The 12,911-nt window shown below is 71.0% G+C and carries 12 protein-coding genes; 4 read left to right on the forward strand and 8 right to left on the reverse strand.

The annotated features are described in order from the left end of the window. Positions 1-26: 26 nt before the first annotated feature. The 5 genes from ACFWBN_RS31070 to ACFWBN_RS31090 are packed head-to-tail and all read right to left on the reverse strand — an operon-like array spanning position 27 to position 5,220. Entirely contained in the window at positions 27-284 is a 258-nt protein-coding gene (locus ACFWBN_RS31070; RefSeq protein WP_382643707.1) for a phosphopantetheine-binding protein, read from the reverse strand. Next, complete coding sequence (locus ACFWBN_RS31075) at positions 281-1,873, reverse strand: AMP-binding protein (protein ID WP_385182163.1); 1,593 nt, start codon at positions 1,871-1,873, stop codon at positions 281-283. The genes ACFWBN_RS31070 and ACFWBN_RS31075 overlap by 4 nt, the downstream gene beginning before the upstream one ends. Then, a complete protein-coding gene (locus ACFWBN_RS31080) occupies positions 1,870-2,718 on the reverse strand; it encodes a MaoC/PaaZ C-terminal domain-containing protein (protein ID WP_385182166.1) in 849 nt (282 codons plus the stop codon). The genes ACFWBN_RS31075 and ACFWBN_RS31080 overlap by 4 nt, the downstream gene beginning before the upstream one ends. Then, a complete protein-coding gene (locus ACFWBN_RS31085; protein WP_385182169.1) occupies positions 2,715-3,968 on the reverse strand; it encodes a beta-ketoacyl-[acyl-carrier-protein] synthase family protein in 1,254 nt (417 codons plus the stop codon). The genes ACFWBN_RS31080 and ACFWBN_RS31085 overlap by 4 nt, the downstream gene beginning before the upstream one ends. Before the next feature lie 40 nt (positions 3,969-4,008). After that, positions 4,009-5,220 (reverse strand): aminotransferase class I/II-fold pyridoxal phosphate-dependent enzyme, encoded by a 1,212-nt coding sequence (locus ACFWBN_RS31090; RefSeq protein ID WP_385182172.1) that lies wholly within the window; start codon positions 5,218-5,220, stop codon positions 4,009-4,011. Positions 5,221-5,535: 315 nt separating this feature from the next. Between ACFWBN_RS31090 and ACFWBN_RS31095 the strand changes: the two genes are divergently transcribed. Then, entirely contained in the window at positions 5,536-6,438 is a 903-nt protein-coding gene (locus ACFWBN_RS31095) for a BTAD domain-containing putative transcriptional regulator (RefSeq protein ID WP_385182174.1), read from the forward strand. 141 nt (positions 6,439-6,579) lie between these two features. Here ACFWBN_RS31095 and ACFWBN_RS31100 read toward each other — a convergent pair whose 3' ends face one another. The 3 genes from ACFWBN_RS31100 to ACFWBN_RS31110 are packed head-to-tail and all read right to left on the reverse strand — an operon-like array spanning position 6,580 to position 8,581. Next, the gene (locus tag ACFWBN_RS31100) at positions 6,580-7,332 is read right to left on the reverse strand and encodes an SDR family NAD(P)-dependent oxidoreductase (protein ID WP_385182177.1); all 753 of its coding nucleotides are present in this window, start codon (positions 7,330-7,332) and stop codon (positions 6,580-6,582) included. After that, positions 7,329-8,315, reverse strand: coding sequence for a 3-oxoacyl-ACP synthase III family protein (locus ACFWBN_RS31105; protein ID WP_385182180.1), 987 nt, complete (start codon positions 8,313-8,315; stop codon positions 7,329-7,331). The genes ACFWBN_RS31100 and ACFWBN_RS31105 overlap by 4 nt, the downstream gene beginning before the upstream one ends. 11 nt (positions 8,316-8,326) lie before the next feature. Further along, positions 8,327-8,581, reverse strand: coding sequence for a hypothetical protein (locus ACFWBN_RS31110; protein ID WP_030390264.1), 255 nt, complete (start codon positions 8,579-8,581; stop codon positions 8,327-8,329). Between the two features lie 205 nt (positions 8,582-8,786). Between ACFWBN_RS31110 and ACFWBN_RS31115 the strand changes: the two genes are divergently transcribed. Genes ACFWBN_RS31115 through ACFWBN_RS31125 form a run of 3 tightly spaced genes read left to right on the forward strand, consistent with a single transcriptional unit; the run spans position 8,787 to position 12,828 of the window. Further along, positions 8,787-9,683 carry a class I SAM-dependent methyltransferase gene (locus ACFWBN_RS31115; RefSeq protein ID WP_385182183.1) on the forward strand — a complete coding sequence of 299 codons (897 nt, stop codon included), beginning with the start codon at positions 8,787-8,789 and terminating at the stop codon, positions 9,681-9,683. 10 nt (positions 9,684-9,693) lie between these two features. Next, positions 9,694-11,256, forward strand: a complete 1,563-nt coding sequence (locus tag ACFWBN_RS31120) for a flavin-containing monooxygenase (protein ID WP_385182186.1) — start codon at positions 9,694-9,696, stop codon at positions 11,254-11,256. A 39-nt stretch (positions 11,257-11,295) separates the two neighbouring features. Continuing rightward, a complete protein-coding gene (locus ACFWBN_RS31125; RefSeq protein WP_385182189.1) occupies positions 11,296-12,828 on the forward strand; it encodes an FAD-binding protein in 1,533 nt (510 codons plus the stop codon). Positions 12,829-12,911: the final 83 nt, after the last annotated feature.

Consider the following 12,911-nt stretch of genomic DNA (forward strand, 5'->3'; position numbering starts at 1 on the left):
CGTCTCCGTCGGGGTGGGGGGCGGTGCTACGCGGCCGCGGTGCGGCGGGACTCGGCGATGAAGGTGTCGATCGCCTCGACGCTGCGGAAGTTGTTGGGGTCCAGGTCGGCGTCGCCGATGGCGAGCTCGAAGCGGTCCTCGACCCAGGCGATGAGCTTGAGGACGCCGAGGCTGTCGATGACCCCGTCGTTGAGCAGGTCGTGGTCGACCGCGAGCTCACCGGCCGCGGTGCCCGGGAGGAACTCGGTGATGACGAAGTTCTTGATGGTGTCGACGTTGCTCATGACGGGATTCCTTCGGCGAGAGGTGTGGCGACGGGTGTCGTCGTGGGTGCGGTGTTCGGTACGGCCCGGTCGAGCCGGTCGAGCCGGTCGAGCGCCTTGCGGTCGACCTTTCCGGTGGCCGTCTTGGGCAACGGCGCGTCGGTGAGGGTGAGCTGGTGCGGGACGGCGGCCCTGGGCAGGTGCCGCGCGCAGTGCGTCCGCAGCTGCAGGCCGGTCAGGGTGGAGCCGGGGGCCCGCCGGACGCCGGCGATGAGCCTCTTGCCGGCGATCGGGTCGGGCAGGGCGGCGACGCCCGCCTCCAGCACTTCGGGGTGCTCCTGGAGGACCCGTTCGATCTCGGCGGTGTTGACGGCGACTCCGCGCACCTTGACCTGGAAGTCGGTGCGTCCGGTCAGGTGCAGGGTGCCGGCGGCGTCGCGCCGTACGAGGTCGCCGGTGCGGAACCAGCGGCGGTCGTCGAGGCCGAGCGGGTGGCCGGTGAACTTGTCGGCGTGCCGGGTGCGGTCGAGGTAGCCGCGGGTCTGGAAGGGCGTGGAGACGAAGAGCTCTCCGCTGCCGGGCCCTTCGACGAGGGTGTCGGTGTCGGGGTCGATGACGAGGGCGCGCACGCCGGGCAGCGGGCGGCCGATGGGGACGGGCGGGAAGGAGGTGGCCGACGTGTCGACCTCGTGGACGAAGCTGTCGTTGGTCTCCGTGCAGCCGTAGATGTTGTGGATGCGGGCCTTCGGGAAGAGCTCGGGCAGGGCGGCGAAGGTGCGGTCGGGGATGGCGTCGCCGGTGAACATGACGTGCTCGACGCCGGGGAAGGTGTCGCCGGTCTTGGCGGCCGCGTCCTGGAGCAGTCCGAAGGCCATCGGGACGGCCTGGACGACGTCGACGTCGTGGCGCAGGACCAGGTCGCGCAGGTGGCGGCCGTGGGCGGCGAGCGCCGGGTCGACGAGGACCACGCGTCCGCCGCGGGCGAGGGTGGTCCACACGTCGAGGAGGCAGAGGTCGAAGTTGAGGGGGGCGTAGTTGAGGACGGTGCGGCCGGGTCCGATCCCGAAGGCGTTGCCGGCCCACCGGGTGAACCGGTCCACGGCGTCCAGGCCCAGCGGGACGATCTTCGGCAGGCTGGTGGAGCCGGAGGTGGTGAGCATGAAGGCCACCTCGGCGGCCTCGTCGGCCGGCAGCGGGCGGGCCGTGGCCTCCGGGTTGGGGGCGACCCTGGCGGGTTCGCCGCCGGGGGCGAGGACCTGGGCGCAGCCGGCCTGGGCGAAGAGGTCGGCGAGCAGGGTGTCGGCGAGGGCGGGGGACGGGAGCAGCAGCGGCCGCCGCGCCAGCAGGCAGGCGAGTACGAGGGCCACCGCGGCGGGGGACTTGTCGGCGAGGACGCCGACCGGGACCCCCGGGGCGAGCTCCAGGTGCGCGAGCCGGTCGCGTTCCCGCCCGGCGAGCTCGTACAGCTCGCGGTAGGAGGTCTCCTCCCCGTTGAAGAGGAGCGCGGTGGCGTGCGGGCGGTCGCGGACCTGGGTCAGGAAGCCCCCGAGGAGGCCGAGTTCGACGGTGGCGGCCGGGCCCTCGGCGCCGGCGGCGCGGGGCGCGGTCATCGGGTGCTCGCTTCCGCCGGGAGGGCGAGCTCGATCCACCCGGACTTCACGGCCGCGCCCTTCGGCGTCTTGCAGGTGAAGCGGACGACGCGGGCCTCGGCGTCGGGCTGGAGGGTGATCTCCAGCGGGATGCCGGGGGGCACGGGGGCCGAGAAGCGGCAGCCGAGGCCGCGCACCCGGGCGGAGTCGCCGGCCGCGAAGCGGTCCACGGCCTCCTCCACGGCGAGGGCGACGACGCTCATGCCGTGCGCGATGACGGTGTCGAAGCCGGCTCCGCGGGCCGCCCCCTCGTCGAGGTGGATGGGGTTCAGGTCGCCGGACGCGTGGGCGTAGGTGCTGATCCAGTCGGTGGTCAGCTCGTGCACGGCGGTCTGCGGTTCGCCGGCGCCCAGCGGGGCGGGGGCGGGGGCGCCGCCCGCGATGTCGCCGAAGGGCTCCAGCTGGGTCGCGCCGACCAGCAGGGCGGAGATGACCAGTTCCGCGAAGGGCTCCGGGCCGTCCTCGCCGGTCAGCCGGACCCGCAGCGCGATCCGGGCGCCGCGCGGCTCCTTGCGGATGCCGAGCACGTCCAGGTGTACGGTCACCTCCTCGCCGGGCCGGACCGGCCGCACGGTGCGGATGTCCTGGCCGAGGTGGACCACGGAGACCGGGCCCGGCTCGGCCTCGGTCAGCGCGGCGACGGTCTGCTCGGCCACGGTGTGGGCGAGGACGAAGGTGTGGACGGGCGAGGCCTGGCCGGGCCGGGCGGTCGGCAGCCCGCGCCGGGCGGCGCCGCGGTAGTCGGTGATCTGGGGCTCGGTGACGGTGAGCGTACGGACCGGGGAGGGGAGCGAGAGGGTCGTCATACCGGCGTCACCACCACGGAGGAGTTGTGGCCGCCGAATCCGAAGGAGTTCGTGATCGCGGGTCCCGGGCGCACGGCGCGGGGTGCGCCGTGGACGACGTCGATGTCCATTCCTGGCTCCAGCTGTTCGTGGTTGGCGGTGGGCGGCACCTCGCAGTGCCGCATGGCCTGCACGGTGGCGATGAGTTCGACGGCCCCGGCGGCGCCGATCAGGTGGCCGATGACCGACTTGGGCGCGGTGACGGGCGGCTGGGCGGTGCCGAACACCTTGGTGAGAGCGGCCGCCTCGGACCGGTCGTTGTACGGGGTGGAGGTGCCGTGCGCGTTGACGTGCACGATGTCGGAGGGGTCGAGGCCGGCGTCCGCGATGGCTCCGGCCATGGCGGCCGCGGCTCCCGCGCCGTCGGGGAGCGGCATCGCGAGGTGGTGGGCGTCGGCGGTGGCGGCGTACCCGGCGACGAGCCCGTAGGTCTTCGCCCCGCGCGCCCTGGCGTCCTCCAGCCGTTCCAGTACGACGAACCCGGCTCCCTCGCCCATGACGAACCCGTCGCGGTCCTTGTCGAAGGGGCGCGAGGCGTGTTCCGGGTCGTCGTTGCGGAAGGAGACCGCGCTCAGGTTGCCGAATCCGGCCAGCGTGACCGGGGTGAGCGTGTGCTCGGTGCCGCCCGCGATGACCAGGTCGGCGCGGCCGGTCTGCAGCAGCATCAGGGCGTGGCCGATGGCATCGGCGCCGCTGGCGCAGGTGTTGGCGACGGTCAGGGCGGGGCCGGTCCAGCCGAGCCGGATGGCGATCTGCGCGGCGGCCGCGTTGGGCATCGTCATCAGCGGCATCAGCGGGTTGACCCGTGCCGGGCCGCCTTCGGTGAAGTGGGCGGACTCCAGGTCGCTGGTGGCACGCCCGCCGACGGCGTTGCCGACGACGATGGCGGTGCGGCCGGCCTCGGCGGTGGGCGATCCCGCGTCGAGGTGGGCGGCCAGGGCCGCGGCCGTGCCGTAGTGGGCGAAGGGGTCCATGCGGCGGGCTTCCTTGGCCGGAACGAGTCCGGCGAGGCCGTCGAGGCCGCGGACCCGGCAGCCGATCCGCACCCGGTGGCGGCTGAGGTCGATGTGGGTGAGCTCGGCGGCGGTGGACCGGCCGGCCCGCAGCGTGTGCCACAGCTCGTCCGGGGTGCACCCGCCGGGGGTGACCACACCCATGCCGGTGATGGCTACGGGCGGCTGCGCCGAACTGCCCCTGGACGGTCCAGGCATGTCTGCTCCCAATGCGTATGAACGGTCGTCGTCAGGGCGGTCAGATGATCCGGCACTCGCGGGCCGACTTGATGAGGGCCTCGGCGCCGAAGTCGATGTCGGACGTGGTGTGGGCGGCGGTGATCGCGATGCGCAGCCGGGCCAGGTCGTTGGGGACGGCCGGGGTGACCACGGGCAGTCCGATCGCGCCGTTCTTGCGCAGGACGGTCGCGAGGTCGTAGGCGGCCTCGTCGGATCCGGCGATGACCGGGACGACCGCGGTCTCGCTGTCGACGGTGGAGATGCCGGCCTCGTTGAGGATCCCGCGGAAGCGCGCGGACTCGCGCTGGATGAACTGCACGCGCTCCGGCTCCCGCTGCATGATCCGCAGGGATTCCAGGGCGGCGCCGGTCTGCGCTCCGCCGAGGGCGGCGGAGAAGAGGAAGGGGCGGGCCGCGTAGCGCAGGTGGTGGAGGAGTTCGGCGGAGCCGGCGACCCAGCCGCCCATGGAGGGGATGGCCTTGGAGAGGGTGCCGAGCTTGATGTCGACCTTCGCCTCGTAGTGGAAGTGCTCCTCGATGCCCTTGCCGGTGGCGCCGATGACGCCGAGCGCGTGGGCCTCGTCGACCATCAGCAGGGCGTTGTGGGCGTCGCAGACCTTGCGCAGGTCGACCAGGGGGGCGATGTCGCCGTCCATGGAGTAGACGCTGTCGACGATGACGAGGCGTACGCCGGTGTCGGGGGCGGCGGCGAGGCGGCGCTCCAGGTGGGCGACGTCGTTGTGGCGGAAGCGGGTGACGGTGGCGCCGGAGAGCTTGCAGCCGTCGACGATGCTGGCGTGGTCGTACTTGTCGATGAAGACGGTGTCGCCGGGACCGACGATGGCGCCCACGGTGCCGACGTTGGCGGCGTAGCCGGAGCCGAAGACCATGGCCCGCTCGCGGCCGGCCACCTTGGCTACCTCGGCCTCCAGCTCCTCGTGCAGCGGGGTCGTGCCGGCCAGGGCCCGCACGCCGTGGTTGCCGGTGCCGTACAGGTCGACGGCGGCCTTGGCGGCCGCGACGACGCGCTCGTCGCCGGCGAGCCCGAGGTAGGAGTAGCCGGACATCATCAGCAGCCGGCGGCCGTCCTGGTCCGCGTACGCGGAGTCCCGCTCGGCCGTGTAGGCCACGAAGCTGTTCTTGCGGTTGGGCTCGTACTCCAGGGACCGGACCCGGTCGCGGAAGTAGGCCAGCTTCGGCTCGAGGCGGTCCCAGGCAGCGGATGCGTTCACGTGCTTCTCCTCATCGCGATCGTCCGGCGGACCCGGAACTCCATCGACGCCCTGCCGTTTTTCCGGCGGGGCTCTAGTGGAATTCCATTAAGACTCGGAGGGCGCAATAGCGGCGCAAGAGCCGGACCACAGCAGGACCACAGCGGGACCACAGCGGCACTCGAAAAGGAGAAGGGAATGCCCGGACCTCGGGTTTTATTCGGACGGGAATGTTTGCCGGCCGCTGTTGACATGCCGAGAAGGCCCGCCGGTATCCTCTGAATCGCACGACCATGGGGGACACGGCCGGAAGCCGACCGTTTCGGAGAGTGCATAGTGCTGATCAGACTGATAGGTCTTGTCACGATCGAGCCGGACGGAGCACCGCCTCAACACCTCTCGAGCGCGCAGGCGCAGGTGGCGTTCGCCCGGCTGCTCATCGAGCGGGCCGACGGCACGGACCGTGACCAACTGGCCGAGACCATATGGCCCGAGGGCCTGCCGGACACCTGGGCTTCGGCGCTGCGCAGCCTCGTCAGCCGGGTGCGCACGTTCGTCACGACACCGCAGGACCAGCCGGGGGTCACTCCCCTGGTCGCCCAGGGCGGCCGCTACCTCCTGCGGGTTCCGCAGGACGCGGCCGTGGACGTGGAGGTCGCGGAGACCGCGGTGACCGAGGCCGCCGAAGCGTACGCCGAGGGCGCCTACGCGGTGGCCCAGCAGCTCGCGGCCGGCGCGGTGTCGAACCTGCGCGGCTCGTTCCTGCCCTCGCACGAGGGCGAGTGGGTCAACGCGATGCGCGAGCAGCTCGAAGAGCTCCGCCTCAAGGCGCTGGAGACCGCGAGCCTGTCCTCCTCCGCCCTGGGCGACGAGCACCACGCCCTGCGGTACGCGGAGGAGGCCGTGCGCCGCGCCCCGTTCCGGGAGAGCGCGTACCGCTGCCGGATGGCGGCCCACACCCGGGCCGGCAACCGGGCGGAAGCGCTGCGCAGCTACCAGCAGTTGCGGGAGGTGCTGGCGGAGGAGCTGGGCATCGACCCGGCGCCCGAGACGGAGGCCGCGTACCTGGAACTGCTGCGCACGCCCGAACCCCGGGCGGCCGCCCGCTCCCTGACCTGCCTGGACCCGGTGCTGATGGGGGTCTTCGAGGTGGACCACCGCGTGCCGGTCCCCCGCCCGTGCTCGCTGGCCGAACACGGCTGCGTCACCCACCGCATGACGTCCTCCCCCGCCGCCTGACCCGCACACGACGAAGGCCGCCGCCGCGCGAAATGCGCGGCGGCGGCCTCCGTACGTCCTCGGGCCCCCGCGGGAACGCCGAGCGGCCCCGGCCTCCCTGTGGGGGATGGGAAGGCCGGGGCTGGGGGGAGCGGCGGGGGATCAGGTGATGGAGACGCCGCTGTCGATGCTGATGACCTGGCCCGTCATGCAGTCCTGGTCCAGGAACAGGCCGACGCTGCGCGCGACCTCTTCGACCGTGACGAAGCGCGGGATCGGGGCCTTGTCCTCCATGCCCTCGATCACCCGGTCCGGCAGGGTGTTGGTCATACCGGTGATCATGAAGCCGGGGGACAGCGCGTTGACCGTCACCCCGCGCCGGCCGCACTCCGCCGCGAGCGTGCGGGTGAAGCCGATCAGCCCGGCCTTGGACGCCGAGTACGCGGTCTGGCCGGCCGTCGCGATGATGCCCGACGGGGACACGATGTTGATCACCCGGCCCCACCGCTTGCGCAGCATGGACGGCACCGAGACCCGGGCCGTGTGGAAGGAGCCGATCAGGTTGGTCTGGATGACCTGCGCCCAGTCCGCCGGGTTCTGCATCGCCATCAGGCTGTCCTTGCGGATGGCCCCGTTGTTGACGAGGACGTCCACCGGGCCGAGCTCCTCGGAGATCTGCGCGTAGAGGGCCTGGGTGGCCTCCCACGAGCCGACGTCACCGGTGACCAGCACCGACGGGTTGGTCAGCTTCTCCCGGACGGCCTCGGCTCCCTCCCGGGAGCTGTTGTAGTGGACCGCGACCCGGCAGCCCAGCGCGTCCAGCTCCAGCGCCAGGGCCTGGCCGAGGCCGCCCGAGGCGCCGGTCACGAGCGCGACCGGGGACTCGGGCCGTACGCCCGCACCGTTCTTGCTCATGCCGCGACACCGCCCCACTCCATCAGGATCGAACCCCAGGTCATACCGGCTCCGAAGCCGGCCAGCAGCACCTTGTCACCGGCCTTGATCCGGCCCTCGTCGAGGGCTTCGGTCAGCGCGATCGGGATCGACGCCGAGGCGGTGTTGCCGTACTTCTGGAGGTTGGTGATCAGGGCCTCCTGGCGGAGCCCGGTGTGCGACAGGATCGAGTTGATGATCCGGATGTTGGCCTGGTGCGGCACGACGTGGTCGATGTCCGCGGCGTCCACCTTGGCGTTCTCCAGCGTCTCGCGCACCGTGCGGACGGTGTAGCGGACGGCGTTGAGGTAGATCTCGTTGCCGTTGATCTGCGCGTAGTGCAGGCCCGCGTCCAGCGTCTCCTGGGTGGTCGGCATCCGGCTGCCGCCGGCGAGCACCTTGAGCGAGCCGGTGCAGGCCCCGTCGGCGCCCAGGTTCCACGCCTTGACCCGGTTCTCCGGCCCCGGCTGGAGGACGATCGCACCCGCGCCGTCGCCGACGAGGATGGACAGGTCCCGGTCGGCCGGGTTGGCCGTCAGGGTGTGGGTGTCGGAGCCGATGAGCAGGATCGGGCGGGGGTCGATGGCGATCAGCGCCATGGCGGACACCAGCCCGTAGACGAAGCCCGCGCACTCGGAGTTGACGTCGTGCGCGCTGCCCGCGATGCCCAGCTCGTGGTGGACGAAGGCGGAGGTCGCCGGGGACGGCTGCTCGGGCGTGGCGGTCGCGACGATGAGGTGCGCGATGTCCGCTCCGGTCAGGCCCGCCTTGTCCAGCGCGCGCCGGCCGGCCTCGACGGCCAGGGAGGCGGTGGTCTGCCCCGGGTTGACCGCCCGCCGCTCGCGGATGCCGCAGCGGCTGACGACCCAGTGCTCGTCGACGCCGAACCGCTCGGCGAGTTCGGCACTGGTGACGATGCGTTCGGGTACGGACATGCCCCACCCGGTGATGTCGAAGCCGGTCACGTCACCCCTCGCTACGCCTGAGCCGGGACGAGGTCGACGATCTTCGCGTACACGTCACGCAGGGTGGTCGTGTCGTCGAGGTCGGCGAAGAGCGACTCGTCGGCCGGAATGTGCGGGTACTGGTTCTGGAAGCCGTACAGCCACTCCATCAGGTCCAGCGAGTCGACGTCCGCGATGTGCTGGAGCGGGGCGTCGGGGCTGACCTCCGCGGCACCCGAGACGGCCTCGAGCTGGCTCGCCAGTTCTTCGATGGTGGGCAGCGACATGGGGTCGGTCCTCTCTCGGCAATGCAACTCGGCAGTGCGTGTCTGGTTTTCGAGAGTGATGAAAGCCCCGCCCCCGCAAGGAACGCGCAACACGGCGCCGGATCACGAATCGGGGCCGTCTTGCGCACGCCTTGCGGGGCATCCGGTTTTCTCGACGCGAATTCGGAAATCACGGCCCGCCGGACACGCAGGAAAGAGGATCAGGATGACAACGGTCGCCCCCAAGTCGGTGGACCCCGAGGTCGATGCGATCAGGCACCACTATGAGGTCAGCAACGATTTCTACCGGCTCCTGCTGGGCCCCACGATGATGTACTCCGGCGGCTACTGGGAAGACGGCGAGGACCTGGTCGCCACCCTCGACGAGGCGCAGGAGCGCAAGCTCGACAAGTTCGCCGAGCTCGCGGGCGTCCGGGCCGGCACCACCAAGCGCGTCCTGGACATCGGCTGCGGCTGGGGCACCATGCTCAACCGCCTCACCACCGTGCACGGCGCGGAGCAGGCCGTCGGCCTGACCCTGTCCCGCACCCAGGAAGCCTTCATCGACGGGCTGAACAACCCGAAGATCACCACGCTGGTCCAGAGCTGGGCCGACTACAAGGTCGCGGACGACAGCGAGAAGTACGACGCCGCGTTCTGCATCAACGCGCTGGAGCACTTCGTCTCCTCCAACCTGCCGCCGAAGGAGCGCACCAAGCGCTACCGCTACTTCTTCCAGCAGGTCGCGAACGCCCTGAACCCGGGCGCGAAGTTCGTGCTGCACACCATGACCGCCGAGGCGCTGCCGATGAACCGCGCGCTCCTCGACGACCTGAAGTTCCTGCAGCGCTCCGAGTTCGAGGGCTGCCACATCCCGCACCTGCACGAGCTGAGCTCCGCCGCCGAGGGTCTCTTCGAGATCGACGAGGTCGTCAACGAGCGCGAGTCCTTCGCGATGGCCTGCCGCGCCTGGCTGGTCCTGCTGGCCGAGCGCCGGGACGAGGCCGTGGCCATGGAGGGCGAAGAGGTCGTCTCCCGCTTCGAGCGCTACCTCGACATCTTCGCGTACACGCTCGAGGACAAGTTCTTCAACAACTTCCGCGTCACCATCACGCGCCGTTAAGGAGGCCGACGTGACGAGCATTCTCGAACCGGCCAAGGACGGCGGGGCCCGTACGGGCACCGAGGCGCACCCCGGCGGCCGCGGCCCGACCCGGCACCTGCGGGTCGCGGTCATCGGCACCGGCTTCTCGGGCCTGGGCACCGCCATCCGACTGCTGCAGTCGGGCATCGACGACTTCCTGGTGTTCGAGCGGGCCGACGAGGTCGGCGGCACCTGGCGCGACAACAGCTATCCGGGTTGTGCGTGCGACGTCATGTCCCACCTCTACTCGTTCTCCTTCGCCCAGAACCCGAACTGGAAGTCCACCTTCGGCAAGCGCGACGAGCTGTACGCGTACCTCCGCGACACGGCCGACCGCTTCGGGGTGCGCCCGCACATCCGGTTCGGGCACGAGCTGGTCGCCGCCCGCTGGGACGACGGCGAGCGGCACTGGAAGATCGAGACCTCGCAGGGCGACTACACCGCGCAGGTCCTGGTCACCGGCACCGGCTACCTCAGCGAGGCGGCCGTGCCGGACATCAAGGGCCTCGGCGACTTCGAGGGCAAGGTCTTCCACTCCTCGAACTGGGACCACGACCACGACCTGGCCGGACGCCGCGTCGCCGTCATCGGTACGGGCGCCTCCGCCATCCAGTTCGTCCCGCAGATCCAGCCCGAGGTCGGGCAGCTGGACCTCTACCAGCGCACGCCCCCGTGGATCGGCCCGAAGAACGACAAGCCCACCAGCCCGCTCCAGGCCAAGCTGCTGCGCTCGCTGCCCGGCTACCAGAACTTCCGGCGGAACTTCAACATGTGGGGCCGGGAGATCCTGGCCTTCGTGATGGCCCGCCCGAAGGTCGCCGGGAAGATGCAGAAGATGGCCAGCGACCACCTGAAGAAGTCGGTCCCGGACGAGGCGCTGCGCGCCAGGCTCACGCCCGACTACGTGATGGCCTGCAAGCGGCTGCTCTTCTCCAACACCTGGTACCCGGCGATCCAGCAGCCCAACGTGGACCTGGTCACCGACGGGATCGCCGAGGTCCGCGCCAAGTCGATCGTCGGCAAGGACGGCGTCGAGCGCGAGGTCGACACCATCATCCTGGGCACCGGCTTCCAGGCCACCGACCGCCCGGTCGCGAAGCGGATCTGGGGCCGGGGCGGGGTGCAGCTGCGCGAGGCGTGGAAGGACGGCATGTCCGCCCACCGCGGCACCACCATCGCCGGCTTCCCCAACCTGTTCATGCTGCTCGGCCCGAACACGACGCTGGGGCACTCCTCCCAGGTCGTGATGATCGAGGCGCAGATCGCCTACGTCCTCGACGCGCTGAAGCAGATCGACAAGCGCGGCCTGTCCAGCGTCGAGGTCCGCCAGGAGGCGCAGGACGCCTACAACAAGGCGCTCGACGCCAGGCTCGACGGCTCGGTGTGGAACGCGGGCAACTGCCAGAGCTGGTACCTGGACGCAAGCGGCCGCAACCCGTCGATCTGGCCGACCTACACCTGGCGCTTCCGCGGCGCCACCAAGCGCTTCGACCTGAGCGAGTACCAGCTCGCCTCGCAGGTGCGCACCGGCACGCCGGTACCTCAGCAGTAGTACGTACGCCACGCCATGGGAATCGGGAGACGTACCCAGATGAGCACTACCCCAAGAACCGCCGCCGGCACTCCCTCGGGCGACGCCGCGCAGCCGTCGCGCCGCAAGGTCCTCGGCTCCATCGCCGCCACCGCCGTCGCCGTCGTCGGCTGGAACGCCGTCGACCAGACCTGGGCGACCGCCGCCGAGGCCGCGGGCAACTCGAACGTCGTCCCGGTTCCGGGACTGGTCGGCACCCTGACGACGGACCCGGCCACGGTCGACTCCTTCGGCCACGACTTCGGCCACCTGTGGGACAGCGCGAAGCCGTGGGCGGTCCTGCGGCCGGGCAACATCGACGACATCGTCAAGATCGTCAACTACGCCCGGGTCAACGGCATCAAGGTCGCGGTCAACGGGCAGGGCGGCACCGGCGCCGACATCGAGTCGCACTCGGTGTACGGCCAGGCCCGCGTCCCGGGCGGCATCTCCATCGACGCCAAGGGCATGTCGAAGATCCTGTCCATCGGCAGCGACTACGCCGTGGTCGAGGCCGGTGTGACGTGGGGTCAGCTGACCGACGCGACGCTCGCCCTGGGCAAGACCCCGCCGGCGCTGCCGGACTACCTGTACATCTCCGTCGGCGGCACCATCAGCATCGGCGGCATCGGCGGCACCGTGCAGAAGTACGGCCTGCTGTGCGACACCGTGCAGGCCATCGACATCATCACGGGCGACGGCAAGCTGGTCACGGCCACCCCGTGGCTGCGCGCGGACCTGTTCAACGCGGCCCTGTCGGGCGGCGGCCAGGTCGGCATCATCGTCCGGGTCAACGTCAAGCTGATCCCCGCGCCGACCCGCTCGGTCATCTTCAGCCTCTTCTACAACGACCTGAACTCCTACCTCACGGACTCCGAGAAGGTCATGGCCGAGGGCCGGTTCCAGGTCCACGCGGGCGAGATGCTGCAGAAGCCCGACGGGTCGGGCTGGCGCTACAAGATGGAGGTCGGCGCCACCTACACCACGACCCCGCCGGACCGCGCCAAGCTGCTGGCGGGCCTGAGCGACGTACGGGCCGAGGCGGTCATCGAGGACGTGTCGTACCGGGACTACATGTTCCGGCTCGACGCCTACGAGGCGTACCTCAAGGAGTCCGGCCACTGGTACCAGCCCAAGCCGTGGCTGAGCATGTTCCTGCCGGCGTCGAAGACGAAGACCTTCATGCAGCAGGTCGAGCGCGAGATGAACGCCGAGTCGCTGGGCGGCGGGTTCCTGCTCTTCTACCCGTACTTCACCTCGAAGATCAAGCGGCCGCTGGCGGTCCAGCCGAACGAGTCGGTCGGCTACCTCTTCGACCTGCTGCGCTTCCCGAACCCGGGCGCGGACATCCAGGGCATGCTCGACCAGAACCGCCGCCTGTACGAGATCGCGCGCGCCATGGGCGCCAAGCGCTACCTGGTGGGCTCGATCCCGAACATGACGCAGGCCGACTGGAAGGCGCACTTCGGCAACCGCTGGACGGCGTTCTGCAGCGCCAAGCGCAAGTACGACCCCAACAACCTCTTCACGCCCGGCCAGGGCTTCTTCGCCTGACGGCGGCCCTGACGTTCGTGACGAGTCCCGGCGGGGGCGGGGAGAGGGACCCCGCCCCCGCCGCACCTTTTCCCGTTTCCAGC

The organism is Streptomyces sp. NPDC059989, assembly GCF_042736975.1.
In the GTDB taxonomy this organism is placed as follows: domain Bacteria; phylum Actinomycetota; class Actinomycetes; order Streptomycetales; family Streptomycetaceae; genus Streptomyces.

Bases quoted from the DNA above. Each gene is read 5' to 3' on its own strand.
- ACFWBN_RS31070 (WP_382643707.1), bottom strand. From the start codon at position 284: ATGAGCAACGTCGACACCATCAAGAACTTCGTCATCACCGAGTTCCTC.
- ACFWBN_RS31075 (WP_385182163.1), bottom strand. From the start codon at position 1,873: ATGACCGCGCCCCGCGCCGCCGGCGCCGAGGGCCCGGCCGCCACCGTC.
- ACFWBN_RS31080 (WP_385182166.1), bottom strand. From the start codon at position 2,718: ATGACGACCCTCTCGCTCCCCTCCCCGGTCCGTACGCTCACCGTCACC.
- ACFWBN_RS31085 (WP_385182169.1), bottom strand. From the start codon at position 3,968: ATGCCTGGACCGTCCAGGGGCAGTTCGGCGCAGCCGCCCGTAGCCATC.
- ACFWBN_RS31100 (WP_385182177.1), bottom strand. From the start codon at position 7,332: ATGAGCAAGAACGGTGCGGGCGTACGGCCCGAGTCCCCGGTCGCGCTC.
- ACFWBN_RS31110 (WP_030390264.1), bottom strand. From the start codon at position 8,581: ATGTCGCTGCCCACCATCGAAGAACTGGCGAGCCAGCTCGAGGCCGTC.
- ACFWBN_RS31115 (WP_385182183.1), top strand. From the start codon at position 8,787: ATGACAACGGTCGCCCCCAAGTCGGTGGACCCCGAGGTCGATGCGATC.
- ACFWBN_RS31125 (WP_385182189.1), top strand. From the start codon at position 11,296: ATGAGCACTACCCCAAGAACCGCCGCCGGCACTCCCTCGGGCGACGCC.